17 protein-coding genes are annotated in these 25,392 nt (G+C 48.7%); 11 read left to right on the forward strand and 6 right to left on the reverse strand.

The genetic code is table 11. The features are described from left to right. Window positions 1-51: 51 nt before the first annotated feature. Window positions 52-1,566 (forward strand): GH3 auxin-responsive promoter family protein, encoded by a 1,515-nt coding sequence (locus tag ABD846_RS00280; RefSeq protein ID WP_344821503.1) that lies wholly within the window; start codon window positions 52-54, stop codon window positions 1,564-1,566. Between the two features lie 51 nt (window positions 1,567-1,617). On the opposite strand, the gene ABD846_RS00285 is transcribed toward ABD846_RS00280, so the two are convergent. From ABD846_RS00285 to ABD846_RS00300, 4 genes are read right to left on the reverse strand one after another with little or no spacing between them, the layout of a single operon-like run. Next, on the reverse strand, window positions 1,618-2,610 hold the full coding sequence (locus ABD846_RS00285; RefSeq protein WP_344821505.1) for a hypothetical protein: 993 nt from the start codon (window positions 2,608-2,610) through the stop codon (window positions 1,618-1,620). Between the two features lie 44 nt (window positions 2,611-2,654). Next, window positions 2,655-4,286 (reverse strand): hypothetical protein, encoded by a 1,632-nt coding sequence (locus ABD846_RS00290; protein WP_344821507.1) that lies wholly within the window; start codon window positions 4,284-4,286, stop codon window positions 2,655-2,657. Continuing rightward, a complete protein-coding gene (locus ABD846_RS00295) occupies window positions 4,286-7,354 on the reverse strand; it encodes a tetratricopeptide repeat protein (RefSeq protein WP_344821509.1) in 3,069 nt (1,022 codons plus the stop codon). The genes ABD846_RS00290 and ABD846_RS00295 overlap by 1 nt, the downstream gene beginning before the upstream one ends. A gap of 14 nt (window positions 7,355-7,368) precedes the next feature. After that, on the reverse strand, window positions 7,369-9,714 hold the full coding sequence (locus tag ABD846_RS00300; protein WP_344821511.1) for a TonB-dependent receptor: 2,346 nt from the start codon (window positions 9,712-9,714) through the stop codon (window positions 7,369-7,371). A gap of 206 nt (window positions 9,715-9,920) precedes the next feature. Between ABD846_RS00300 and ligA the strand changes: the two genes are divergently transcribed. Then, complete coding sequence (gene ligA / locus ABD846_RS00305) at window positions 9,921-12,029, forward strand: NAD-dependent DNA ligase LigA (RefSeq protein ID WP_344821513.1); 2,109 nt, start codon at window positions 9,921-9,923, stop codon at window positions 12,027-12,029. Window positions 12,030-12,051: 22 nt separating this feature from the next. Then, the gene (locus tag ABD846_RS00310) at window positions 12,052-13,077 is read left to right on the forward strand and encodes a threonine aldolase family protein (protein ID WP_344821515.1); all 1,026 of its coding nucleotides are present in this window, start codon (window positions 12,052-12,054) and stop codon (window positions 13,075-13,077) included. Window positions 13,078-13,079: 2 nt separating this feature from the next. Here ABD846_RS00310 and ABD846_RS00315 read toward each other — a convergent pair whose 3' ends face one another. After that, the gene (locus ABD846_RS00315) at window positions 13,080-14,126 is read right to left on the reverse strand and encodes a cytochrome-c peroxidase (RefSeq protein WP_344821517.1); all 1,047 of its coding nucleotides are present in this window, start codon (window positions 14,124-14,126) and stop codon (window positions 13,080-13,082) included. Window positions 14,127-14,181: 55 nt separating this feature from the next. Between ABD846_RS00315 and ABD846_RS00320 the strand changes: the two genes are divergently transcribed. The 7 genes from ABD846_RS00320 to ABD846_RS00350 all read left to right on the forward strand — a co-directional run bounded on the left by ABD846_RS00320 (window position 14,182) and on the right by ABD846_RS00350 (window position 20,944). Further along, on the forward strand, window positions 14,182-15,084 hold the full coding sequence (locus tag ABD846_RS00320) for a ribonuclease Z (protein ID WP_344821519.1): 903 nt from the start codon (window positions 14,182-14,184) through the stop codon (window positions 15,082-15,084). A gap of 77 nt (window positions 15,085-15,161) precedes the next feature. Further along, window positions 15,162-15,506 (forward strand): aspartate 1-decarboxylase, encoded by a 345-nt coding sequence (gene panD / locus ABD846_RS00325; protein WP_344821521.1) that lies wholly within the window; start codon window positions 15,162-15,164, stop codon window positions 15,504-15,506. A gap of 22 nt (window positions 15,507-15,528) precedes the next feature. Continuing rightward, window positions 15,529-16,548, forward strand: coding sequence for a lysylphosphatidylglycerol synthase transmembrane domain-containing protein (locus ABD846_RS00330; RefSeq protein WP_344821525.1), 1,020 nt, complete (start codon window positions 15,529-15,531; stop codon window positions 16,546-16,548). Continuing rightward, window positions 16,514-17,005: a D-glycero-beta-D-manno-heptose 1-phosphate adenylyltransferase gene (gene rfaE2, locus ABD846_RS00335; protein WP_344821526.1), complete on the forward strand. Its 492-nt coding sequence runs from the start codon at window positions 16,514-16,516 to the stop codon at window positions 17,003-17,005. Before ABD846_RS00330 ends, rfaE2 begins: the two co-directional genes overlap by 35 nt. An 84-nt stretch (window positions 17,006-17,089) precedes the next feature. Further along, window positions 17,090-17,917 carry a hypothetical protein gene (locus tag ABD846_RS00340; protein WP_344821527.1) on the forward strand — a complete coding sequence of 276 codons (828 nt, stop codon included), beginning with the start codon at window positions 17,090-17,092 and terminating at the stop codon, window positions 17,915-17,917. 67 nt (window positions 17,918-17,984) lie between these two features. Beyond that, a complete protein-coding gene (gene ppk1 / locus ABD846_RS00345; protein WP_344821528.1) occupies window positions 17,985-20,057 on the forward strand; it encodes a polyphosphate kinase 1 in 2,073 nt (690 codons plus the stop codon). Next, window positions 20,054-20,944 carry a Ppx/GppA phosphatase family protein gene (locus tag ABD846_RS00350; RefSeq protein WP_344821530.1) on the forward strand — a complete coding sequence of 297 codons (891 nt, stop codon included), beginning with the start codon at window positions 20,054-20,056 and terminating at the stop codon, window positions 20,942-20,944. The genes ppk1 and ABD846_RS00350 overlap by 4 nt, the downstream gene beginning before the upstream one ends. Before the next feature lie 19 nt (window positions 20,945-20,963). Here the strand turns inward: ABD846_RS00350 and ABD846_RS00355 are convergent, their stop codons facing one another. After that, on the reverse strand, window positions 20,964-23,282 hold the full coding sequence (locus ABD846_RS00355; protein WP_344821532.1) for an efflux RND transporter permease subunit: 2,319 nt from the start codon (window positions 23,280-23,282) through the stop codon (window positions 20,964-20,966). Between the two features lie 265 nt (window positions 23,283-23,547). Between ABD846_RS00355 and lepA the strand changes: the two genes are divergently transcribed. After that, entirely contained in the window at window positions 23,548-25,344 is a 1,797-nt protein-coding gene (gene lepA / locus ABD846_RS00360; protein ID WP_344821534.1) for a translation elongation factor 4, read from the forward strand. Window positions 25,345-25,392 lie beyond the last annotated feature (48 nt).

The raw sequence follows: 25,392 nt of genomic DNA on the forward strand, positions 1-25,392 counted from the left end.
TTCCCGGCATTATTTTTGTGGTTTGGCACCCGCCGCTATTTAAAACGTATTATGGGATTATTGAGTCCGGCAATTAAAAGTTTCCTGAAGTTACGCTCCGGCGTGATCGATAATTTCATGCTCAATCCCATCGATACGCAAAAGCAGGTATTTCACGATCTGATCAGCTCTGCCCAGTTCACTGAATACGGTAAAAAGTACGACTTCCAGCATCTGAACAGCATGCGCGATTTCCAGCAGGCTGTGCCGCTGAATAACTACGACTCGCTGAAACCCTACATACAACGTATTCTTCAGGGAGAGCAGAATATATTGTGGCCGTCGGAGATCACCTGGTTTGCCAAAAGCAGCGGAACCACTTCCGACAAAAGTAAGTTCATCCCTGTGTCCCGCGAGACACTTGACGATAATCATTTCAAAGGCGGCAAAGATGCTATTGCACTGTATCTGGCCCGTCACCCGGAATCGCGGATCACTTCGGGAAAATGCCTGGTGATCGGCGGCAGTCATCAACTGAACCAGCTCAGCGAAGATTCTTTCTATGGAGACCTGTCGGCTGTGATGATGCAGAATATGCCCTGGACCGCACAGGTATGGCGCACACCGGATCTTTCCATCGCACTGATGGACGAGTGGGAGGAGAAAATTGAGAAAATTGCACGCAGCACCATTCAGGAGAATGTGACATTCATTACCGGCGTCCCCACCTGGACGATCGTGCTGTTTAAACGTATCCTGGAGATCACCGGCGCTAAAAATATGCTGGAAGTATGGCCCAACCTTGAATTGTACATTCATGGAGGGGTGAGCTTTAAGCCTTACCGCGAACAGTTCCGCCAGTTCATTCCTTCCGACGATATGAAATACGTTGAATCGTATAACGCATCCGAGGGTTTCTTCGCGATCCAGGATACTGATGACAGCGAGGCAGGAATGCTGCTGCTGCTGAATCACGGTATTTTCTTCGAGTTTATTCCAATGGATGAATTCGGAAAAGATAAACCCGTTGTGCATACCCTGAAAGAAGTAAAGACCGGGATCAATTATGCGATCGTTGTAAGCACCAATACGGGTTTGTGGCGTTATATCATAGGCGACACCATCCAGTTTGTGAGTCTTGCTCCTTACCGCATTAAAGTAAGCGGCCGGACTTCATTTTTCCTGAATGCGTTTGGTGAGGAAGTGATCGTGGATAATGCGGATGAAGCGATAGCGCGTGCCAGCAAAGCCACCGGTGCAATTGTCAATGATTACAGCGCAGCCCCGGTATTTATGACCGGAAATACTAACGGGACCCATGAATGGGTGATTGAATTTGAATACCTGCCCTGTCCGCTTGAAGTATTCACCGGTGAGATGGATAAGGCACTGCAACAGGTTAATTCAGATTACGAAGCAAAGCGGCATAAGGATATTGCACTGCGCATGCCTGTTGTACACCGTATGCCCGCAGGTGGGTTTGCGGCATGGCTGAAGCATAAAAATAAACTGGGCGGACAGCACAAGGTTCCGCGCCTGAGCAACAGCAGGACTATCCTGGAAGAATTGCTGGCTTATACACAATAGAACTTCCTGCCGCAATCGGCATCAGCAAACTACGCATAAATTTCCTGATCGTTATCTCATTATTTCCACACCTGACGGATTCAGCCAGCGTGTAAAGGAATCTTTGAGCTTAGTGGTATCGGCAGCAGATACTTTCAGTTCCTCCACCACGTAATGGAGGGTATCGTTGACGGAGATTACGCTTACAGGATAACCATACGAAAGCAGTTGTTTGCTTTTTTTCTCTGCCTGCGGAAGGCTATGGTATTTTTTCAGGATAAACCGGTAGGAGCCGGGAGTAGCGGCCGGAGCAACGGCCTGCGCGCTATCCGGAGTTTTCGCAGAATCTGCAGTCTGTACAGAGTCGGAAGCATGCATATTGGAGTCGATCATGGCAGGACTCAACAGGCTGCTGCTATCTACATGTATATCATTTGCAGCAACCATTACCGTCGACGGTACATCGTCCTTAAATACTGTGTACTTCAGCACTCCCGCAACAATGCTTAACAGGATCAGTACCGCCAGCCCCCAGAAGCCGATGGCATTCCAGTTTATTTTAGGAGGTGCGTTGTAATTATTGTACTGCTGGAATGTTTCCACCGTATCTTTCGGTGTTTCGGTATCGGAAGTTGCTGCCTGATCTGCATCCGCAGTGAGAATCGGTGCACCGCTGTTAAAAAAGGAAAGCGGAATGTTTTGCTCCGGTAGCGAGAAATAGCTATCGAGTTCGAAATGCATTTTCCCGTTTTTCATGGTGTATTTACCAATGCCGGGAATGGTGATCGTAGCGCCGGATTGCAGCTGGCTCTTACTGTAAGTAACAAAATCAGCTACGAGAGCCGATGCGCGCGAAACGGAAATCTTTTCCTGAACAGCGATGAACAGCGGAAGCTGATCGTCTATGGAACCGACCTGCTCCAGCCTGGCGATGAACATACGGCCGGTGAGATCTCTACCGTTGTTTACAGAGGACGATTTTCTGATTTCCAGATTGCCTAATGCCTGTAAATGGCAATATTTATTCTTCAACAGAAAAAGCGCTATGTATTTAGCTACGTCCATAATTTGTTTACTCTTTTAATGTGTCTGAGCATCCGCGGATGCTTCTATTTAAATTTTACACGCAGGCCTCCGATCACATTGATGCCATACGCCTGGTAACCAAGCCAGCGCTCATATTTATTGTTGAGCAGGTTATTTACGTTCGCAAATAACGAAATGTTTTTTACAATGTTCCATTCGGCTCCCACGCCTACATCGGCATAAGCTTTCAGTTTGCGGGTTATAGCGGTGGAATCGACCGCAAAATTACCGCCCACATACGCCATATACGCAGTGATACTCAGTTTATTGATTGGATGCCAGAGCAGGTCTCCGTTTATACGTGTATTGGGGGTTTGCCACACCTTATTGTCGTAAGAAACTTTCGTATACCGGAAGAGATATACCTGGGCTCCTACAGAAATCTGGTCGGCAATCTGGTAACGCAGACTTCCCTGGAGAGAGACTGCGGTGACACGGGGAAGATAAACAGTGTACATTTTTTCCCCTTCACCCGGAAATCCGTTCAAAAATGATGCCAGATTTTCATATTTCCAGAAAGAACCGCGTGCTTCGGCAGAAATATGTTTTCCTATTTTTTGTGATGCGTTGATAAAGAATTCGTTGGAGTGACTTTGCTGTGTAGTAAAAGTCGAAATAAATGGATTGGTCAGGAACAAATCCTTATAGGTATTCTGCTGAATAGCACCTATAGATCCGAGTTCCAGCGTTGTTCCGCTGCTTCGGAACTGTCTCTTCACCGAAAGGTCCTGCAACAGCCAGCTATTGCCGTGTTGTCCTATTGCAGGGCGGATAAAGCCCCGTAGTGTCCAGTCGCCGCTGTTGTATACGGCCCCGGCGCTCAGGTAAGCGTAACTGTTGCCTGCCGAATAGGTATCGGTGGATACCTGCGTCCCCACGGCCTCCGCACCGAAGCTGAGGCGAAGCTGTTCGGAGGAAAAATACCGGTTCGCGAAAATGCCGGCGCCTCCGGTATTTTCATTATTGATGCGGCTTCCCGAATAATAGGAAAGTCGTACCCTTACTTCCGGTGCCCAGTTGTTCGTGTCGTTGCCATGGCGAACATTGAGTAGCAGGCCCGCGCCGCTCAGCGTCTGTTTGGCTGGCACTTTAGACGGATACGCATCGTGGTTATAGCCATACTGGTAAAAGTTCCGGTGCAATATGTTCAGGTCGATATCCGCAGCAGTATTGCCCTTTCTGTAAGTTCCTTTTCCATCGATATCCGCAAGCAGTTGCTGCTGATAAGCCAGTGAACTTTTCTGACTGAGTAATCCCCCGAAAAGCTGTGCATTGAAGTAGCGACCCTGCAGGATATCAGTTCCTCCTTCCAGCAGTATGCTGTGACGATTGCCGATTCCCGCTTTCAGGTAATGCCTGAATCCACCACCTGCCGAATCGTTCAGCAAAGCCAGAGGCTGTAGAGGCGACGGCTTATAGGTGTAGGCAGGTGAATACTGAGGCACCTGGTAATCAAAACGGGGTGTTGTGCGTGAGCGTGGCGGTAGTACAGGTACAAGGCTCTCCTTATCGGCCTGCTTCACCTTGGGCTTGTATATCTGTGTGATCTCAATTCTTGTGGCACGGATCGTAGTGTCCGCTTCGGTCTGCGCCTGCGCTGCCGGTATGGCCGTAGCCAATAACCCGAAGGATAATAACTGTTTACGGTTCATCATTATTCGCCTTCCTTAAGTTTACTTTTGCCTTTTTCCAACAACTTTACCTCGTCCAGTTTGCGTGTGGCATCCTGACGCAGGCTCTCATTTTTTACATTCCGGATGATACTCTGCAAAGTGGCTTTTGCATTAAAATAATCTTTCTGTGCGATGAATACGTCGGCCATCAGCAGATAGCATTTAGTGTTCCAGTAACTGCTTCCGGACGTGGCGCGGATCGCTTCCGTCACCGCACTTTCGGCTGCTGCGGTTTTCTTTTGCAGTAATGGCAGCCTGGCCATCTGATACTGCGCTTCGGCAGCGGTCTCTATATTTTTAGATGCAGCAACCTGTTGCAGCAGAGATGCGGCTTCTTCAAAATTTTCTTTCCGGATTGCTGCATTGCCTTTGATCAGCATTGCTTCCATCTTCATTTCTTCATCAATCTCGGGAAGCGTAAGCAGGGTGTCTGCATAATTGGCGGCAAGACCATCTGACATCCTGTCTGCGCTGAACATCATACCGCGGTACGCAACCGCCAGTTCATTTTTGCTTTCCGCAATATTGCGCAATTGGGCGTAATACCTGCCTGAAGCAGTATAATTGCCCTGCGTATAGGCAATGCCGGCCGCACGTTGCGCAGATGGCTCCGTAAAGTCGCTCCAGCCGCTGCCCAGCACTTTGTCAAAATGCGTAAGAGCAGAGTCATACTGCTTCAGCTGGTAATAGGCTTCACCACCGTAATAGTGTGCTTTAGTACTGAACAATCCGTTCGGATAGCGCTCCAGATATTTATGCATGGCGGCAGTAGCTTCCGCGTATTTACCGGCCACATACTGAGTTTCCTCTGCCTGATAGTACAAAGAATCCGTGTCTCCTGCATTGCCGCTATCGGTATTCAGGTTGTTTTCCTTCAGAAATTTCAGATAAGCATCCGGTTTGTTGGTACTTATATACAGTGATTTCAATCCGTCGAGGGCGGCCTGCTTTTCTTCGGAAGCAGGATATTTCCTGATCACGGCCTGGTAGGTCTCGATTGCTTTGGAAGTATTTTCCGCTTCCTGGTAAGCAAATGCGATTTTTACCAGTGCTTTGGATGCAAGGTGCGGTGCATTCTGATCGGTGATCTTCTCGAAATGACTGATAGCATCTTCAAATTTATTGGCATCCAGCAACAGGTCGCCCAGAGCATAATGTGCTTCCGGGAGGTATTGGGATACCGGGTTGCGCTGTGCTACGATCTGCAACAGGATATCTGCCTGTTCGGTTGTTTTGCCCTGAAGTCCGAGCAGCGTACTTTTCTGGAACAGCGCATAATCTGCTTCAGCCCCTTTTGCAGCAATGAGCTTATCGTACAAGGCGATCGCCCTGGCATAATCTTTTGCCAGGAAAGACGCATCCGCTTCCCGTAAAGCCGCGTCTGAAGCCAGCTTCTGTGAAAATCCTTCCGCTGCATTTTTATTCTGTGCCTGGGCAAAATATTTGGCAGACCCGTTGTAATCGCCGGTATGCAAAGCCGCATAACCCATGGTGATCAGCGCGTGCTGCACCGTTACGTTCGGCGCAATAGCTTTTACACCGGTACTATTCGTTTGCAGGAAAGCAGTGCCATGTTGTATCGCGTCTTCATAATTCTTCAGCTGATACGCAACTTCGCTTCTCCAGAAATGAGCCGCGGCGAGGTATTCATCGGGTACGCCTTTTTCAATGGCAGCATCCAACAGGCTTGCAGCATTGGAATAGCGTTTTTGCTGCAGCTGCTTTAGCGCCAAGCTATAGGCCGCACGCTGAATGAGTGCAGGATCGGCATTCGGAGTTTGTTGTAAAGTATTATATGCTTCTTCGTAATTGCCGGATTGCAATAATTGCGCGGACAATACATCTGTAGCTTCCTTGCGGTCTTCACCGTCAGGGTAATCACCAAGCAGCTTCTGCATCTGTGCGATACCTTCTGCAGTGTATCCGAGTTCAAACGCCAGTTTACCGGAAAGTAAAATCGCGTGCTCTGCAATCGACCTGTTATAATCCATCGAACCAGCCAGTGCAAATGCGTTTTTCGCGCCTCTTTTGTCGTCAGTTTGCAGGAAGCAGTCACCCAGGAAGTACATCGCTGTCTGACCCAGGCTATCCTGGCTGCTGCTGAGCTGGCGGAATGGTTCAATTGCTTTTGAGAATGATTTTACCCTGTAGTAGGAGTAAGCCATCTCGTAAAGATCCTGTTTGCGTATCTGATCGGATTTCGCGTAATAGTATTCAAAATACGGTAAGGCCTGTTCGTATTGCTCCTGTTCGAACAAACACTGAGCTGCCAGTAAATGAAATTCGTTGTCGTAGAAAGAAGGAGTCGGCCTGGACATTTCCTCACGCGCTTTTTGCAGCGCAGCCCCGGTCTGTCCCTGGAAATAACGGATCTCTGCAATGTAATAGGGTACAACTCCCTTGTATGCATCCATCTGTTCGATCTTACTGAAGCTTTTCAATGCATCGTCAAATCTGCCGCGGTTATACGCAAGCAGTCCGTAATAATAATGTGCGGGTGCGCTGTACGGACCTTCCACATCTTTTACAGAGGAGAGAATGCTTTCTGCCTCCTCGAACTGATGATCGTTGAAGAGCGCGTAAGCTCTTTCAAATTTGGAAGAGGCTACTTCTTTATTGCTGAGATTATCGATGCCCGCCTGTTTATAGGCTTCTGCCGATGCCGCCCATTTCTGTGCATGAAACAATGCTCTTGCTCTAGCAAGCGCTACGCGTTCCCGGTACGCCTCGGATATAAAAGCGGAATCTGCTTCGCTGGTAGTTCCGGAAGAGAGCAGCGCTATGGCTTTCAGATAACGGGCCCGGTCTGTATTCAGTATCGGGTCGTCTTTCATATACAGCGCAACGCGTGCATCCAGATGTTGCTGTGCGGAAAATGCAGCGGCGCCGTAGAGTTTCTGATCCAGCAGCAGTTCCGACTGATGTAACCAGGAGTTATAGCCATTGTAAGGCATATGCAGCTGCCCCGACGCGAGTTGCGCGGTACACAATGCATATGCCAGAACAGCAATACTTTTCAGGCCGGGTGTATCCTTTGAAGTAACGCTCATAATTCTTTAGTTCATTAAAATCTCCAGCTCAGATTCATACTCGGGAATACCGGCAGCTGGTAATACACTTTATTGTCAAGACGGTTTACGTAAAAAATATTATTACGATCGTAAACGTTGGTAACCGCAACTGTCGATTCGATGCTCGAGTAGCGTCCTACCTTGAATATTTTTTTCACGGACAGATCCAGGCGGTGATAATCCGTCAGACGGCCGCCATTGATAGTAGTCGAATAAATGGTGTTGATACTTCCGTTCTGGGTAACAGGATTAGATGCGAGTCCGTTTCCGGTAATGTTTACCTGCTCGTTGAAGCCTTGGGTCTGCGTGAATGGGAACGGAGAACCGAAGTTGAAACGTGCGGAAATTTCCCAGTCTTTTTTCTTGCCGGCAGTGTACGCTCCCACAAGGTTTACATTCACACGACGGTCGAATGGAGGAGGATACGCCTGTGTGGTGTAGGTAGTGTCATAATTCTCCAGGCGTGTGGTATAGGTGATCTTCTGATAAGAAACCACACCCCACAGGTAAATGCGTCCCACCGTATATTTAACGGAGAAGTCGATACCTGCAGCTTTTCCATGGTCGGCCTGGAAGTCCCCTGTATTGATGGGGTTTACACCTTTAGTTCTGTTCAGTTGAATGATCTGCGAGAAGTTTTTATACCAGGGTTCGATATTAAATTCCAGATTTTTCACGTCGAACTCCACGCCTGCAACCGCATGCTGTGCACGCTCCAGGTTTGTAGCCGTATATTCCCTGTCCGTATTCATGATCTTCTGATCCGGACTCAGTACAAAACCGGTGAAATAGTTCACTACATCGCGATCTGATTTCAGTCCCACAATATTCTGGGAATACAGTCCTGCTGCGGCTTTGAAGCGCAGATTGCTGTTTACGTTGAACTTCATGTTCAGCCTTGGTTCCGGAGAGAATTTATTCTGGGAAGAGTAGTACTGCAGACGAACGCTTGGCTCGAGGATGAAGCGCTGATCGAATATCTTTTTATATACGAAGAATGCGGATGCAGTGGTATTGTTACGGTCGAAGTTGGTGGTCGCGCCGATAGAGTTTGTGTAATCGAGCTTCGTATTTTGTCCGCCTACTTCAATTCCATAGTTCAGCGTGCTGTATTTAGGGAAGAAATAGGTGAAGTTGATACCCGCCTCGAAGCTGCTGATGGAGCTGGAGCGTGGGCTGAAATTCACCTCGTTCGCATCAATGCTGTATTTCGAATAAGCGAACTTACCATTGATGAGTGAGGAAGAACCGGCAGGAGATACGACGAATGTGGTACCGCCACCGTAAGATTTCCAGTTGAATGTGGCATTCGCTGCACCTGCGCTGTTCAGTACAGACGCTTTATCGTTAAAGTTAAACCCGAAGAGGTTCAGCTTAGATCCGTTACCGCCGCTGAAAGTTACCTTACCATAGGCATCCGTGAACGAGTAGGGGAGTCCGTTTTTAAATTCGTCTCCGAGTCCGCTGTAAAGGGCTTTCGAAGATTGATCCAGGTAGCTGTGTTTCACAGAAAGCAGGAATGTGGAGCTGCTTCCATCGTCGCTTTTTTGTTTTGCCAGCGGGCCTTCCAGCATTCCGCGCACCATAATAGGTGAGGCAGAGAGTACACCGGAAAGGCGCTGGTTGTTTCCGTCTTTTGTATGGATATCGAGGATAGCGGAACTGCGGTTACCATAGGTAGCATTGAAGCCGGCTGTGATCACATCTGCGGAGCGGATCGCATCCGTTTCGAAAACAGAGTACAGGCCGATAGAGTGGAACGGATTATAGATCGTCACACCATCCAGCAGAATACCGGTTTGTGCCGGAGATCCTCCGCGGATATACAACTGGCCTCCCTGGTCACCGGTGAACGTTACGCCCGGTGTTACCTGAAGGAACTGCGCGATATCCGGTTCTCCGCCCGAACTGGGTAATAATTTAATTTCTTTAGGTGTGATAGTGGTCGTACCGATATTCACCCTTGTCATTTTCTGGATCTTTCTGCCGGAAACGTTAACTGCTTTCAGCTCAAGCCCTTTATTGGTGAGGTAGATTTTTTTGGATTCGACATCACCGGCAGCCAGTTTGATGGTGGTGAATACCGTGTCGTACCCGAAAGACGTGGTCATGAGGGTATAGGTGCCTGCGGGCAGCTGGGAAATGGTGAAGTATCCGTTCTCGTCGGATTGTGCGCCGAGTTTGGAGCCTTGCACGAATATGTTGGAGAAGCTCAGAGGTTCGCCCGTGGCCCGCTCATAAACGAATCCTTTAATGATACCGGTAGCGCCGGATTGGGCTACTGCATAATGGGAAACAGACAATGTTGCTATTGTCGCAATGGATAAAATTTTGCGCATACAAAATAGCCCGTTTGAAACCGGGCGCTTTTTTAATTAAAAAATTGACAGCCAAAGATAAGGATTTAGGGTTTCAGGCTGTAAAAACAAAGTTAATAACGCCGGAGCACAGTGTTTAGTGCGATACAGGGTGTTTTGTGGTAAAAAAGCCAAACTCGTAAGTAGATAATCCTGCATCTTTGCTGCTGTTTTAAAGAATCAGTTCCATGTTCCCAGCAGAAGCGCAGAAGCGCATATTTGATCAGGCTAAATCTATCCTGAACTCATCTCCTGATGCTTCCGAAATTTTAGTGACGCATCTGAAAGAGATTATCCGTTTTGCCGATTGGAAATATTACGTGGAAAGTGATCCCGTTTTCGCAGATGAAGAGTATGACCGCCTTTTTGCGCTGCTCAGGTCAATGGAAGCGGCGCACCCGGAATGGCTAATGGACGATTCTCCGACCCAACGCGTGGCGCTGGGTTTGTCTGAACGTTTACCCACTGTCGCACATCTGGTTCCGATGCTGAGTCTGGACAATACCTATAATGCGGATGATCTGCGTGACTGGGCGCGGCGTTGTGAAACCGCTATCGCCGGGGAATCGATCACTTACTGTGTTGAGCCTAAGTATGACGGCGCCAGCATATCACTAATATATGAAGCGGATCGCCTTTCGCGCGCTGCTACCCGCGGTGACGGGGTTTCGGGCGAAGAGATCACCAATAATGTAAAACAGATCAAATCCATACCGCTTAGTGCGGCATTTGCGACGGGAGGCGTGCGCCAGCTGGAAATCCGCGGTGAAGTGGTGATCCATAAGGAAACATTTGCGGGCCTGAACCGCCAGCGTGCGTCTGAAGGCCTGGCTCCGCTGGCTAATCCGCGTAACGCGGCATCCGGTACTTTGCGTATGCTCGATCCGGCTGAAGTTGCTAAAAGAAAATTATCTGCAGTGCTGTATCATATCAGTGATTACAGTCTGCTGGGCGGAGCCGGTACACCCGCTTCACTGCATACGCACTACGATTCGCTGAAATGGCTGCAGGAACTGGGTTTCCCCACACCCGTGAAGGAGATGAGGTTGTTTACGGACATAGATGGGGTGATCGGCTTTTGTGCGGATTTCGAGACAAAAAGGGATGAACTGCCTTATGAAATAGATGGGCTTGTAATTAAAGTAAACGATTTTGCGCAGCAGGAGCGCATGGGCATGACAGCGCATCACCCGCGATGGGCGGTTGCGTATAAATTCAAAGCCAGGCAGGCCACCAGCAAATTGCGCGCAGTGGAATTTCAGGTCGGCAGAACAGGTTCCGTTACACCGGTTGCAAAAATAGACCCCGTGAATATAGGTGGCGCAACCGTTTCTTCCATATCGCTTTTTAATGAAGATGTGGTGCGTGAGAAAGATATCCATATCGGCGATACGGTGCTCGTCGAGCGCGCGGGTGACGTAATCCCCTACATCGTTAAGGCGTTACCCGATCTGCGGGATGGGACCGAGCAGGAGATTCTGTTTCCCACTCACTGTCCCGTTTGCGGAGAGATGCTGGAACGGCCGGAAGATGAGGCTGTATGGCGTTGCATTAATTTTGCCTGTAAGGCGCAGGCCGTCGAGCGTATTCTCCACTATTGCAGCAAGGATGCGATGGACATCAGGGGTATGGGTGAATCGAATGTGGCGCGGTTCTTCGAACTGGAGCTGATCCGCTCGGTACCGGATCTGTACCGGATCGACTGGACCCAGGTTGCAGCGCTAGAAGGATTCAAGGATAAGTCGGTAAGCAATCTTCGGGCGGCGGTCGATGCATCGCGTGAGCAACCTCTGAACCGGCTTATATTCGGTCTGGGCATCCGCCATGTGGGTGAAACGACTGCAAAGAATCTGGCCCGAAAGGTCACCGATCTGCGTGATTTCTACAGCTGGACAGAAGAGCAGTTTATCCGTATCGAAGATATCGGCCCGAAGGTGGCCGCGTCGCTTGCTCATTTTTTCGCATCGCATGATAACCGGGAAAGTATTCAGGCACTGGCCGATGCAGGGGTGAATATGATCAATACACAATCCGCTGTATTGCAGCAGGAAGGAGCTTTCAGCGGAAAGACATTCCTGTTTACCGGCACCCTGTCGCAGATGAAGCGGAGCGACGCCGAAGCGAAAGCTGAAGCGCTGGGAGCGCAGATACTGGGTGGTGTGAGTTCCAAGCTTAACTACCTGGTAGTCGGCGCAGATGCCGGCTCCAAGCTCGAAAAGGCCAAGAAGCTCGGTACGGTTATCATCCTGACTGAAGAAGAATTCATCCGCATGCTGGAAACATCCGCAAATTCCTGATCCATAAGTTCTGTATTATACTATGAAATCTTTTGCAAGTGACAATTATGCCGGCGTATTGCCCGAGGTTATTGAAGCGATTCTGGCAGCCAATAAGGAACATGCTTCCTCATACGGCAACGATCCGGTTACGGCTTCCTGCAATCAGCTCTTCGCCGATATTTTCGGGAATGATCCGATGGTGCGTTACGTATTCAATGGCACCGGAGCGAATGTGCTCAGTGTAAGCGCATGCACCCAATCTTTCAACTCGGTTTTATGCGCCGATATTTCGCACATCTGTAACGATGAGTCTTCCGCCCCGGAAACGTTTACCGGCTGCCGTTTTTTTGCGCTGCCGACAAACGCGGAAGGAAAGCTGGAACCGCAGACAATAGCTGCGCGCCTGATCCGTAAAGGAGACATGCATTTTCCCCAGATAGCGATGGTGTCGCTTACGCAGAGCACCGAATACGGAACGGTTTACACGCTGGAAGAGTTGAAGGCGATCAGCGCTGTATGCCGGCAGCATAATGTATACCTGCATATCGACGGTTCGCGCCTGTTCAATGCGCTTGCATCGCTGCAATGCAGCCCGGAGGAATTTGTGCGTGAATCCGGAGTGGATATTCTTTCGCTTGGGGGGACAAAATCAGGTATGATGTATGGTGAAGCAGTGCTGGCATTTCATCCCGACCTGAAACCTTTGCTCCATTATAAGCATAAGCAATCGATGCAGCTTGCCTCGAAGACACGGTTTATAGCGGCCCAGTTCATTGCGATGCTGCAGCATCAGCTCTGGTTGCGTGGCGCGTGTCATGCGAATCAGATGGCGCAATACCTGCAGCAATGTCTGCAGACAGCCGGGCAGGTGAAGGTCACAAGGCCTGTGCAGGCGAATGTAGTATTTGCGTGTATCCCTGAATCGTGGAATGAAGTGCTGATGCAGCATACTCCTTTTTACGTATGGCGTGAAGACATCAACGAAGTTCGGCTCATGTGTGCCTGGGATACGCAAAAAGAAGAGGTCGATGCTTTTGTTGCGCTTGTTGCACAGATTGCAGGCTAAGCCTATTGTTCTGCAAACCGCTTGTCGCTGACGAATGTTTCGTCGTCGAGCGTTTTGAGGAACGCTTTCAGATTACTGCGCTCCGCGGCAGATAGCTTCAGACCGTCTTTCACGAGCGGATCCAGCGATGGGCTGACATAAATGCCGCTCTCCATCTGATCCAGTACCTGATCTATTGTTTCAAAACGGCCATCGTGCAGATAGGGTGCCGTATAGCTGAGGTTCCGCAGGCTGGGGACTCTGAACTTATACAGGTCGTCGGGGGACAGCGTGATGTGGGCGCGACCGCTGTCGTTGTTTATACCCGGTTTGATACCTACGTTCCGGAAACTATGATCGGTAAAGAGCGGAGCCGGATGGCAGCTGGCACATTTGCTTTCGAAAACAGTGAGTCCTGCCGCTTCTTCAGCTGAGAACTGCGCCTGTCCGCGCTGTACTTTGTCGTATTTGGCATTGTCGGAGACCATCGAGCCCATAAATTGAGCAAGGGCCTTAAGCATACGCTGGGAAGTAATTTCGTCCGTTCCGAAAGCTGCGATAAACATTTTATGGTATTCGGCATCGGCCTTCAGCTTATTCATCACATTGTCCAGGGTTTCATCCATTTCCACCGGGTTAGTGATCGGCGCAGTCGGTTGTACCTCGATATGATTAACACCACCGTCCCACATGAATGAAGTATTCCAGTTCAGGTTGAATAGCGCAGGGGAATTGCGGTTGCCCAGCAACCCGTTGACACCATGGCTTACATTATGACCGGTTTGCGAAAACGCGGCGAAAGACTGGTGGCAGCTTCCGCAGGAGGTGGAACTGTCTTTGGATAAGCGCGTATCGTAGAACAGCTTACGTCCGAGCATAAAACCTGCTTTGGTCAGCTGATTATCTTTAAATGCGTAATAAGGAGAAGGCCATCCCTGCGGAACGGAAAAACTAATATCCCAGGATGCGTTCCCGGGATATTCCGGAATAGCCGCATCCTTTTTACAGGCTGCAAACAAACCCATACAACCCAGGGCTGTTACCATTATAGCTTTAAGATACCTTTTCATAGACGGATTTCAAAATTACGTAAAAGCGAAGTAGCTTGGCCGATAATTTACCCAGATGAACCTGAAGATATTGGGAAATAATTCGGCGCTTCCGGCTTATGACCGCTATCCTACCTGTCAGATCGCGGATATCGGAGGCATTTCCATTATGATCGATTGCGGCGAGGGCGCGCAGATATTACTCCGGAAGCATAATGTCAGCTGGCACCGCATCCGCTACATTTTTATCAGCCATCTTCATGGCGACCACTACTTCGGGTTACCCGGATTCCTGAATTCGATGAGTCTGCTCGGGCGTACCGTACCGCTCACGCTTTTTGCTCCTGCTGAACTGAAACCTATCTGGGAGGCCATACTCGATGTTGCATTCACCAAATTGTCTTACGAGCTCACATTTGTACCGCTGCCCGCAGGTAGATCGGTATTATTGGATACACCTGCAATACGGCTGGAGAGCTTTCCCGTGGAGCATCGTATTTTCTGCTGCGGACTGAAAGTGACGGAAAAATCCAAAGGACGGAAAGTGCTTCCCGAACGATGCCGCCATTATGAAATACCGGCCGCTTATTACAAACAGCTGAAAAGCGGGGCGGATTATGAAACCAAATCCGGAGCAATTATCCGGAACGAGTGGGTTACTACAGAAGGCAAGCCCGACAAAGTGTACGCCTACTGTGCAGATACTATTTATACTGAGTCTTTTCTGGATGCGGTGACGCATGTGGATCTGCTCTACCACGAGAGCACCTACCTGAATGCAGATGCGGAAAGAGCTGCTGCCCGCTTTCATGCAACGGCAGCTCAGGCGGCGGAGTTCGCAAAGAAGGCAGGAGTGAAAAAGCTTCTGCTGGGCCATTACTCATCAAAATACAGGTATGTAGATGATTTTCAGGAAGAAGCAAGAGCCGTGTTCTCCGAATCGTATGCAACGTCAGAGGGAGACGAATTTGTGATCTGAGGTATGTATTTAAAATTAACGAATTGCCTGAGCTGTAATACCGATATATCAGGCAGGCTGATTACCTTTGCGGCGCAATGCAAATAGAAATATTAAAATCAAAGATTCATCACGCTAAAGTGACCGAGGCGAATCTGCATTACGTCGGAAGCATTACCATTGACGAAAATCTGATGGATGCTGCCAATATCATTGAGCATGAGAAAGTTCAGATCGTGGTGCTGGAAAACGGAGAACGCATCGAAACTTATGTGATCAAGGGTACGCGCGGAAGCGGTATGATCTGCCTGAACGGACCTGCGGCGCGTAGAGTTTCTGTTGGAGATACGCTGATCATCATGTCTTATTGCCAGATGGATTTTGAACTGGCAAAACAACATAAGCCGGTGGTGGTATTTCCAAAGCCGGACAATCAATTGTAATCTTATTGCCTAAAATGCTGCCATGAACAAGAAAACCGTCCTGCTTTTAATTCAGTATGCTGTTTTTTTCGGTTTAGGATTCGCATTGATTTACGGGCAATACAAGCAGCTTACACCTGCCGACATGGCCGACCTGCGTGCTTCCGTAGACCAGGTGAGCCAGCGCTGGTGGATCTTTATCCCGATCGTCATTGTCGGGTTCCTCTCACATTTTTTCAGGGCGCTGCGATGGAAGCTGATGCTTGAATCGCTGAACATCCGTCCTTCTGTTCTGAATATCACCGGCGCCGTCTTTATCGGGTACATAACCAACCTGCTGATCCCGCGTATGGGTGAGGTGGCTAAATGTACGGTTATGGCAAAGTATGAAAATGAACCGGCCGATAAGCTGATCGGTACTATCGTTGCAGAAAGGGCTTTCGATATGGTTTGCCTTCTGCTGATATGCGTACTCACCTTTCTGGTGCAGATGGATGTGGTAACCGCTTACCTGCAACATCTGTCCGGACAGCTCGCCGGTAAAAACCTCCCCCTGCTGGTCGCAGCAGGTATAGCAGGTCTGCTGGCGCTTATCGGCGGACTGGTATTTATATACCGCAGGAATAAGGACGGCAAGATCGGTAAGTTCATCAAAGGGCTTGCTGAAGGGGTTGGCTCTATTCTCACGCTGAAACGCCGTGGCGCATTCCTGGGCTATACATTCCTGATCTGGGGCTCTTACCTGTTCCTGATCGTACTCGGTTTCTGGGGATTGCCTGCCACTGAAGGACTGACCATCGGGGCCGCACTGTCCGTACTCGTTTTCGGAAGCCTCGGTATGATCGTCACACCGGGCGGGCTCGGAGCTTATCCGCAGGCGTTACAGCTCGTATTGTCTATGCTGTATGCAGTACCCGCATCTTTTGCGCTGGCGTTCGGATGGATATCCTGGCTGGCCCAGACGCTGATCATTCTTGTCTTTGGTTTAATTGCACTTTTTGTGCTTCCTCTTTATAATCGTGCACGCCATGAGCAAACTCCAGTGGATCCGGCAAAAAATTAAAGCCCTTCCCGAAGCTGTTACAGCCGTAAACGCGCAACGCGTTCGCGGAAAGAAGATCGTTTTTACCAACGGTTGCTTCGATATCCTGCATCACGGTCATCTGGATTTGCTGGCAAAGGCAGCAGATGAAGGTAATATCCTTATCGTGGGCATCAACACCGACGCTTCGGTGAAAAAGCTCAAAGGCGAAAAGCGGCCTGTAAATACACAGCAGGATCGCGCGTTCCAGGTGGCATCGCTGCTCTGCGTGGATATGGTGGTGTTATTTGATGAAGATACTCCCCTCACGCTCATAGAAGCGCTCCGGCCGGATGTGCTGGTGAAAGGCGGTGATTATACCTTCGATACTATAGTAGGTGCGAAGGAAGTGTCTGCGCGCGGCGGTAAAGTGGCGGTGATTCCGTTTGTAAGCGGATATTCAACTACCGGGCTCATTGATATTATCCGCAGTTTATAAATCTCATCCGGCTCAGGTCTGTAAGGAATGCTAAAACGCGGCAACTGATTTCCTTATTCTTACCGTTTGTAGTAGTTTCGCTATATGGTATACTTAAAGGGAACTTACGCCGGGATCTTACTATTATTGCTGCTTTTATCGATCTCCCCGGTACCGTTGCAGGCTGCCGGAAATGATTCACTCAGGTTTTCAGGGGTACTGAATGTAACCGGATCTGAACGTTACAATTACAAAGTGGTGGTTGGGCAGGAAGGTACAAAATGGCTTGGCTACAGCGTGCTGGACGAAAGTGGTCCCAACGAAACAAAATCATCAGTTACCGTTCAGTTCTCCAAGGAGAAAGGCGGCATGATGCTTACCGAAAAGACACTGCTGTCCACTAAATCATCCGAACAAAATTTCTGTTTTGTAAACGCGGCAATGAAAATGCACGATTTAAAAGTGCTGAAGGGATATTTCGTGGGCAGGGACAAACAAAACAAGATATGTGGCAACGGAAGTATCCGCCTCAATATACCTGCCAATGCTGTTGTGTTTATGAAGCCGGATGGCTCCAAGGATACCAATGCAACCAAAGTTGTTACAAGTTTCATTTCTCAGGATTTCACCGTTGGTTCCGCGCAGGTAGCGATAGAACTGTGGGACGGAGGCGAAAATGACCACGATTCGCTGTCCGTTTCCCTGAACGGTGAAACGGTAGCTGCTCCTTTTGAAATCACTTCTGAAAAGCACCGTATCCTGCTGAATCTTAAAAAAGGACAGAATGTGGTGCGCATAAAAGCAATCAATGAAGGAACCAAACCTCCTAATTCTGCACGTATATCGATCATTGACGGCGGCGCCCATTATGCAGTGGTATCCTATCTCAAATCCGGACAGGAAGCGAAGGTCAAATTGAAACTGAAAGAGTGACCGTAACCAAAATTTAATATAGAAATAAATTCCCGCCTATTACATTCGCAGCGCATCATCCAATATTATGAAGAAGATTAAAGAACCGATCGTAAGGGACCTGAGCTGGCTGGCTTTTAATGAGCGCGTATTACAGGAAGCAAAAGACCCGACGGTATCTGTGTATGAGCGTTTGCGGTTCCTGGGGATTTTTTCGAATAATCTGGACGAGTTTTTCAGAGTCAGGGTCGCTACACTCAATAAGATGGTACGTCTCGGCAAGGCGGCCAAAGTGCATCTGGAAGCCAACCCGGAAGGTATTCTCCGGCAGATACAGCAAACGGTGATACTCCAGCAGAATGATTTTGACAATACGTATCAGCAGATCATACGCGAGCTCGCACAGCAGCAGATATTCATCAAAAATGAGCAACAGCTTTCTCTGCAGCAGGAAGATTTTATACGTAAATATTATACCGACAAAGTAAGTTCCCAGATCGTTCCGCTGATGATAGAAAGCATTCCGCAGATGCCTTTGCTGCGGGATAAATCTATTTACCTGGCTTGTGTGCTGGGCAATAAAGGAAACCGGAAACTGCGCCGTTATGCACTGATCGAAATTCCTACGAAAGTACTGCCGCGCTTCATCATTATACCTTCCGAAGAGCATACCACCGACATTATCCTGCTGGAAGATATCATCCGCTTCAATCTGGGTGCACTGTTTGCTCCGTTTGGCTTCGATGAGTTCAGCGGTTATATCATAAAAGTAACCCGCGATGCGGAACTCGAAGCTGATAACGATGTGCAGACTTCATTGATCGAAAAGCTGGAAAAGCAGATCAAAGACCGTAAGAAGGGCAAAACAACCCGCTTCGTTTTCGACCGGAACCTTGACCTGGGTTTGCTGGATTTCCTGAGCAAGCGGCTTGGTCTGACAAAAAAAGACAACCTGATTCCCGGCGGGCGCATCCATAACTTTAAAGACTTTATGGACTTTCCCGCGTCGGTATTCAGTAACCTGCCGACCCGTCCGAAACCGTTCACGCACCCGCAGCTGAAGCAGCCTTTGCGTATCATGCAGTTGCTGGATCACCAGGACGTGATGCTGCATTTCCCGTATCACTCGTTCGATTCGGTGATCGAATTCCTGAGGGAAGCAGCTATTGATCCGTTTGTGCAGAGCATTAAAATTACCTGTTACCGGCTGGCTAAAGAATCTAAAGTGGTAAATGCACTTGTGAATGCCGTACGTAACGGGAAACAGGTGACGGTAATGCTGGAACTGCGCGCACGTTTCGATGAAGAAGCGAACCTTACGTGGAAAGCAATACTCGAGGAAGAAGGTGTGAAAGTGATCCTGGGTGTGCCGGATATGAAAGTACATGCCAAACTGTGCGTGATCAAACGTCGGGAAACCAATAATACAAAGTACTATGGGTTTGTATCCACCGGAAACCTCAATGAGTCTACCGCAGCATATTACGGAGACCACTGTCTGCTTACGTCCAATCGCAGTATACTGGCCGACATAAATAAAGTGTTCAACTGCCTTGAAAAGCCTAAGGTTAATCTTGCGGAATTGCGTACCTGCAAAACATTACCCGTGGCACCGGTGACCATGCGCAGTTACTTTATGGCGCTCATCGATAAAGAAATAGAACTGGCAAAGAAGAAGAAACCTGCTTCGCTGATCGTAAAGCTGAACAGCCTGGTGGACAAACCTCTTGTCGAGAAGCTGCAACAGGCGGCTATCGCGGGAGTGGAGGTTAACCTGATCATCCGAAGTATCTGCTGTCTGATCACGCAGCATAAAACCTACAAAAAGAATATTAAGGCTATCAGTATCATCGACGAGTACCTCGAACATGCACGCGTATTCGTATTCAATAATGGTGGAAAGCCCAAAGTATTTATTTCTTCCGCGGATTGGATGGTGCGCAACCTGGACCACAGGGTGGAAGCGGCATGCCCCGTTACCGATCCGAAACTGCAGAAAGAGTTGATTGAGATCCTTAAAATTCAGCTTGCCGGTAATATTAAGACAAGAATTCTCGACAATAATCAGGATAATTTGTATGTTGCATCGGAAGAGAACGAACCATTGATCCGTTCTCAGGAAGAAACTTACCGTTATCTTTTCAATAAGTCGAACAATTGATTCTCGCCGCAATTGATATTGGTTCCAACGCAGCCCGCCTGCTCATCTCAGAGGCCGTTCCGTATAAGGGAGGAGGAGTTGATTATACAAAATTGACACTGCTTCGTATACCGCTGCGCCTGGGGTTTGATGTATTCGAAAACGGCTTTATCTCCCCGGAAAAACAAAAGCAGATGGTCGATACCATGAAGGCCTATAAGCTGCTGATGGATATCTATAAGGTGGAGCACTACCGCGCCTGCGCTACTTCGGCCATGAGAGATGCAACGAATGGTCAGGAGATCATCCGCAACATCGAAAAAGAAACGGGTATCCGGATCGAAATCATAGGCGGTCAGGAAGAGGCGAGCATATTATACGAAACGCATATCGCCGAAAATCTCGGTGATAACAAACCCAGTTTGTACATTGACGTGGGCGGCGGCAGCACGGAAGTCACTTTATTTGCCGATAACCGTATCGTATTCAAGGAATCGTTTAATATCGGCACCATAAGGTTGCTGAATAAGTCTGTTACAGAGGAGCAGTGGGAACACATGAAGTGGTATATCAAAACGTATACTGCCGGTTATCCTTCGCTTTGCGCAATTGGCAGCGGAGGCAATATCAACAAGATATTTTCGCTTTCGAAGAAGAAGGAAGGAAAGCCCTTACCGCTTGAAGTACTGAAAGATTATTACCGGGAACTGAGTGCGTCCACCGTTGAGGAAAGGATGCATCTGTATAATTTCCGGGCCGATCGTGCGGATGTAATCGTACCGGCTTTGCAGATATATATCGCAGTAATGCGGTGGTGCCGCGCCGATGAAATTTACGTGCCACGTATCGGTCTGGCTGATGGACTCATCCGGATGCAATACGCACAAAAAAACGGGCAGTCTTTATAAAAGCTGCCCGTTTCCTTTTTTAGTCGTGTTGTTTCTTTGCATCATCCTCATCGGTGTCGTCGAGTTCCAGCCATTGGGAAGAATGAATTTTCTTTTTACCGCGACCTGCTTTATTCAGCCACAGAAGCATTGCAGGCTGCAGCGTGAGGTTCGTGATCATTGCAAGCAGCAATGTCATGGAGGTAAGAAAACCAAGTGACTTCGTTCCGTCGAAATTAGACAGGATAAACACACCGAAACCTGCAATCAGGATCAGCGAGGTGTAGATAATGCTCAATCCCGTATCGAATATGGTATGGCGCACAGTCGCAGCCACATCATCCTTATACATTTTCAGTTCGTGCTTATAGCTCACGAGGAAACGGATGGTCACATCGATCGTAATGCCCAATGCCACACTGAATACCAGTACTGTCGACGGTTTGATCGGAATATCCATCCATCCCATGATTCCGGCGGTGGCCAGCAGCGGAATAATGTTTACGGTGAAAGAGATAAATAAAATTCTCCAGGAGTAAAACAGCGCCACCATGCATCCGAAGATCATGATAAACGCCAGGATCAGACTGTCGCGCAGACTGTTGATGATAAATTTGCTACCCTCCAGGAAGATGATGCTTGATCCGGTAAACGTAACATTGTAGCGGCTTGTATCGAACAATGCATAGGTGATCGGCCGGATGCTGTCGAGCAGGATCGGCAGTTTCACGGAACCCACGTCCTCCATATTGATGCTCACGCGCGTCTTCTGTTTGGTGCTATCCATGAAGGTGGTGAGCAGCTGCGCAAACTGATCTTTTTTACCATTGGCCTGCGGATTGGATTTTGCGCGCAGGTAGGGCTGAATGAATGCGCCATCCATCATATTGGGCACGCCATAGCTCGTGCTGTCCCCATCGTAATACGCCTGGCGTGCAAATTTCACGCCATCCACGAAGGAAAGTGGATGCCCGAGTTCTTTAAAGCCGGCCAGTTTTGCGCTGAGTTCATCTATTTTCTGAATGGTCGGTAAGGAAACAGCACCGTTTTTACGCTTCGAATCAATCACGATTTCCAGCGGCATCACCCCGTGAAAATGTTTTTCAAAAAATTTCAGATCGGTATAAATCTTATCCTTTTTAGGAAGATCATCTACCACGTAGCCAACCGTGCGCAGCCTGGCAACCCCTATCAGCGAGAATACCGTAACAGCTGCGGAGATCAGGTAAATGAGCTTGCGGCGGTTGAATACCCAGTTGTTGAGTGTGGACAGGATTCTGGTAAGCCAGTTGCTCTCGAGGTAATTGGTATGCTTGCTTTTCGGAGCAGGCAGGTAGCTGAACAATGCAGGCAGGAATACCAGCGAGATCAGGAACAGCCCCATGATATTAATACCGGCTACCAGTCCGAATTCCTTCAATACCTTGCTTTTTGTGAAGAAGAACACGCCGAAACCGATTGCTGCTGTGAGGTTGGTGAACAGGGTTACGATGCCCATACGGTCAACCATGCGCAGCAGGGATTTTGTCTTGTTGCCATGCTTGTGATGCTCGGTATGGTATTTATTCAGGAAGTATACACAGTTCGGAATCCCGATCACAACGATCAGTGGCGGGATCAGCGCGGTAAGCATCGTAATCTGGTATCCAAGCAACGTCATGGAGCCCACGCTCCAGATAACACCTACGGCTACTGTGACCATAGACGCCAGCACAGCGCTGAACGAACGGAAGAACAGAAACAGGATCACCGCGGTGAGCAGGAAAGATAATCCGAGGAACAAACGCATTTCATTCTCGATCTTGTTGCCGATCTGCGTGCGGATATAGGGAAGACCTGAGTAATACACTTCCACATTCTGTGCTGCCGCAAAAGCATCTCCGAGCGCAGTCACTTCTGCGATCACACGCTTACGGCCTTTGGACGCGAGCACATCTTTGTTGATATACAACGCCATCATGTAGGCATGTGTCTCAGGGTTATACAGCAGACCTTTGTAGAAAGGGAGGTTGAGGAATTCGTTCTTAAACGCTTCAACACCCTGCTGTGCGAGCACTTCATCCAGCTTTTCCACCTTCAGTTTGTCGTTCAGCGTATCTTTCACGAGGTTGATGGCGGTGGGGATACTCAGGATATTATCGATCGCATAAGCATGCTGCAGCTGATTCACCAGCTGTGCATACGCTTTAAGGAATTCAGGTTCAAAGAATTTATCCGTCTGCACGCCGATCACCATCATGGTGCCGTCCTGCCCGAACTGCTTCTTGAATTCCTGGTACTCCTGGTATTTCGGATTGTCTGTCGGGATCGCGCCGGTAGAATCATAGCTTACCTGCACCTTGCTGGCCTGGTAACCCATAAAGGCAGTTACCGCCAGAAGCGCTGTTAAAAGGTAGATACGAAAACTAATGACAAAGGCTGCAATACGGTGCCACATGCTCTATTGAAAATTGGTTTTAAAGGGGGCGAAGGTAAGGTAATTCAGTTTTTTCGCAGACCGTAAACAGCCCACATGCGGCAATTGAACGAAAGATTAAGATAACGGTCACATTTTATATTAATTCATAGGCTCTTTCGTCCTATAAGTGGCGGCTTTATCGTACTTTCGCGTCTGATTTGAACAGATGAAAAACATTCGTAATTTTTGTATTATCGCCCATATCGACCATGGTAAAAGCACCCTGGCCGACAGGTTGCTGGAGCATACGAAGACTATTTCCGAAAGGGATATGCAGGCGCAGGTGCTGGATGACATGGATTTGGAGCGTGAGAAAGGAATCACCATCAAAAGCCATGCAATTCAGATCAATTACCAGTTTAAAGGAGAACAATATACACTGAACCTGATCGACACGCCCGGTCACGTAGACTTCTCCTATGAGGTGTCGCGCGCGCTGGCGGCCTGTGAGGGCGCATTGCTGCTCGTGGACGCATCACAGGGGATACAGGCGCAAACCATTTCCAACCTGTACCTTGCCCTGGATAACGACCTTGAGATCATACCCGTGATCAATAAAATTGACATGGAGGGTGCGATGATCCCAGAGGTAACCGACCAGATCGTGGATCTGATCGGATGCAAACCGGAGGATATTATCCTGGCTTCAGGGAAAAGTGGCATCGGTATCGAAGAGATCCTGGAGGCAATTATCACACGTATACCTGCTCCCAAAGGGGATGTACAGGCACCGCTTCAGGCACTGATCTTCGATTCCGTATTCAATCCTTTCCGCGGAATCATCATTTACTACCGCGTAATGAACGGAGCGATCCGCAAGGGCGACAAGATCAAATTTATCAATACGCAGGGCGAGTATGAAGCAGATGAGGTAGGTATCCTCAAGCTTACAATGACGCCCAAGAAAGAGGTACTCGCAGGAGACGTAGGATATGTGATCACCGGTATCAAAAATGCAAAAGAGGTAAAAGTAGGGGATACGATCACACTCGTAAATAATGAAGCAAAAGAGGCCATCGACGGGTTTGAAGATGTGAAGCCGATGGTATTCGCAGGTATCTTCCCCGTAGAGACCGACGATTTCGAAGAGTTGCGTGAGTGTATGGAAAAGCTGCAGCTGAATGATGCTTCCCTCACCTTTGAAACAGAAACCTCACAGGCGCTGGGATTTGGTTTCCGCTGCGGATTCCTCGGAATGCTGCACATGGAGATCATCCAGGAGCGGCTCGAACGCGAATTCAAGCAGACGGTGATCACCACGGTACCGAACGTTAGTTTCCATGCATACACGCAGAGAGAGAAGAATGTACGCATCATCGTGAACAACCCGACAGAAATGCCGGAGCCGACGCGTCTGGACCGTATCGAGGAACCGTTTATCCGCGCACAGATCATCAGCACACCAGAATATATCGGTAATATCATGACGTTATGTCTCGGTAAACGTGGCATGCTCATGAATCAGAACTACCTCACACCCACACGTGTGGAGCTCACTTTCGAGATGCCGATGGCCGAGATCGTATTCGACTTCTATGATAAACTGAAGTCCAGCACACGCGGCTATGCGTCTTTCGATTACACACCTATCGACTATCGTCTTTCCGATATCGTGAAAATGGATATCCTGCTGAACGCCGAACCTTTGGATGCCTTGAGTGCGTTGATCCATCGCAGCCGTGTACAGGACTTCGGGCGCAAACTCTGTGCGAAACTGAAGGAATTACTTCCGCGCCAGCAATTCCTGATCGCGATCCAGGCCGCCGTAGGTGCGAAGATCGTGGCGCGCGAGAATATATCGGCTATGCGTAAAGATGTTACCGCCAAGTGTTACGGCGGAGATATCTCCCGTAAACGTAAGCTGCTGGAAAAGCAGAAAGAAGGGAAAAAACGGATGCGCCAGATAGGAAGTGTAGAAGTTCCGCAAGAAGCTTTCCTGGCAGTGTTGAAACTCGACGAATAGTGTGTTTGAACATTAACATATATATACAAGCGGATCTACTCGATCCGC

Source organism: Rurimicrobium arvi (assembly GCF_039540495.1).
GTDB lineage: Bacteria > Bacteroidota > Bacteroidia > Chitinophagales > Chitinophagaceae > Rurimicrobium > Rurimicrobium arvi.

Coding starts and splice junctions, on each gene's coding strand:
- ABD846_RS00295 (WP_344821509.1), bottom strand. CDS start 7,354: ATGAGCGTTACTTCAAAGGATACACCCGGCCTGAAAAGTATTGCTGTT.
- ABD846_RS00355 (WP_344821532.1), bottom strand. CDS start 23,282: ATGGGTTACCAGGCCAGCAAGGTGCAGGTAAGCTATGATTCTACCGGC.
- ABD846_RS00280 (WP_344821503.1), top strand. CDS start 52: ATGGGATTATTGAGTCCGGCAATTAAAAGTTTCCTGAAGTTACGCTCC.
- ABD846_RS00320 (WP_344821519.1), top strand. CDS start 14,182: ATGAACCTGAAGATATTGGGAAATAATTCGGCGCTTCCGGCTTATGAC.
- ABD846_RS00315 (WP_344821517.1), bottom strand. CDS start 14,126: ATGAAAAGGTATCTTAAAGCTATAATGGTAACAGCCCTGGGTTGTATG.
- ppk1 (WP_344821528.1), top strand. CDS start 17,985: ATGAAGAAGATTAAAGAACCGATCGTAAGGGACCTGAGCTGGCTGGCT.
- ligA (WP_344821513.1), top strand. CDS start 9,921: ATGTTCCCAGCAGAAGCGCAGAAGCGCATATTTGATCAGGCTAAATCT.
- ABD846_RS00285 (WP_344821505.1), bottom strand. CDS start 2,610: ATGGACGTAGCTAAATACATAGCGCTTTTTCTGTTGAAGAATAAATAT.
- panD (WP_344821521.1), top strand. CDS start 15,162: ATGCAAATAGAAATATTAAAATCAAAGATTCATCACGCTAAAGTGACC.
- lepA (WP_344821534.1), top strand. CDS start 23,548: ATGAAAAACATTCGTAATTTTTGTATTATCGCCCATATCGACCATGGT.
- ABD846_RS00310 (WP_344821515.1), top strand. CDS start 12,052: ATGAAATCTTTTGCAAGTGACAATTATGCCGGCGTATTGCCCGAGGTT.
- ABD846_RS00300 (WP_344821511.1), bottom strand. CDS start 9,714: ATGCGCAAAATTTTATCCATTGCGACAATAGCAACATTGTCTGTTTCC.
- ABD846_RS00340 (WP_344821527.1), top strand. CDS start 17,090: ATGGTATACTTAAAGGGAACTTACGCCGGGATCTTACTATTATTGCTG.
- rfaE2 (WP_344821526.1), top strand. CDS start 16,514: ATGAGCAAACTCCAGTGGATCCGGCAAAAAATTAAAGCCCTTCCCGAA.
- ABD846_RS00290 (WP_344821507.1), bottom strand. CDS start 4,286: ATGATGAACCGTAAACAGTTATTATCCTTCGGGTTATTGGCTACGGCC.
- ABD846_RS00330 (WP_344821525.1), top strand. CDS start 15,529: ATGAACAAGAAAACCGTCCTGCTTTTAATTCAGTATGCTGTTTTTTTC.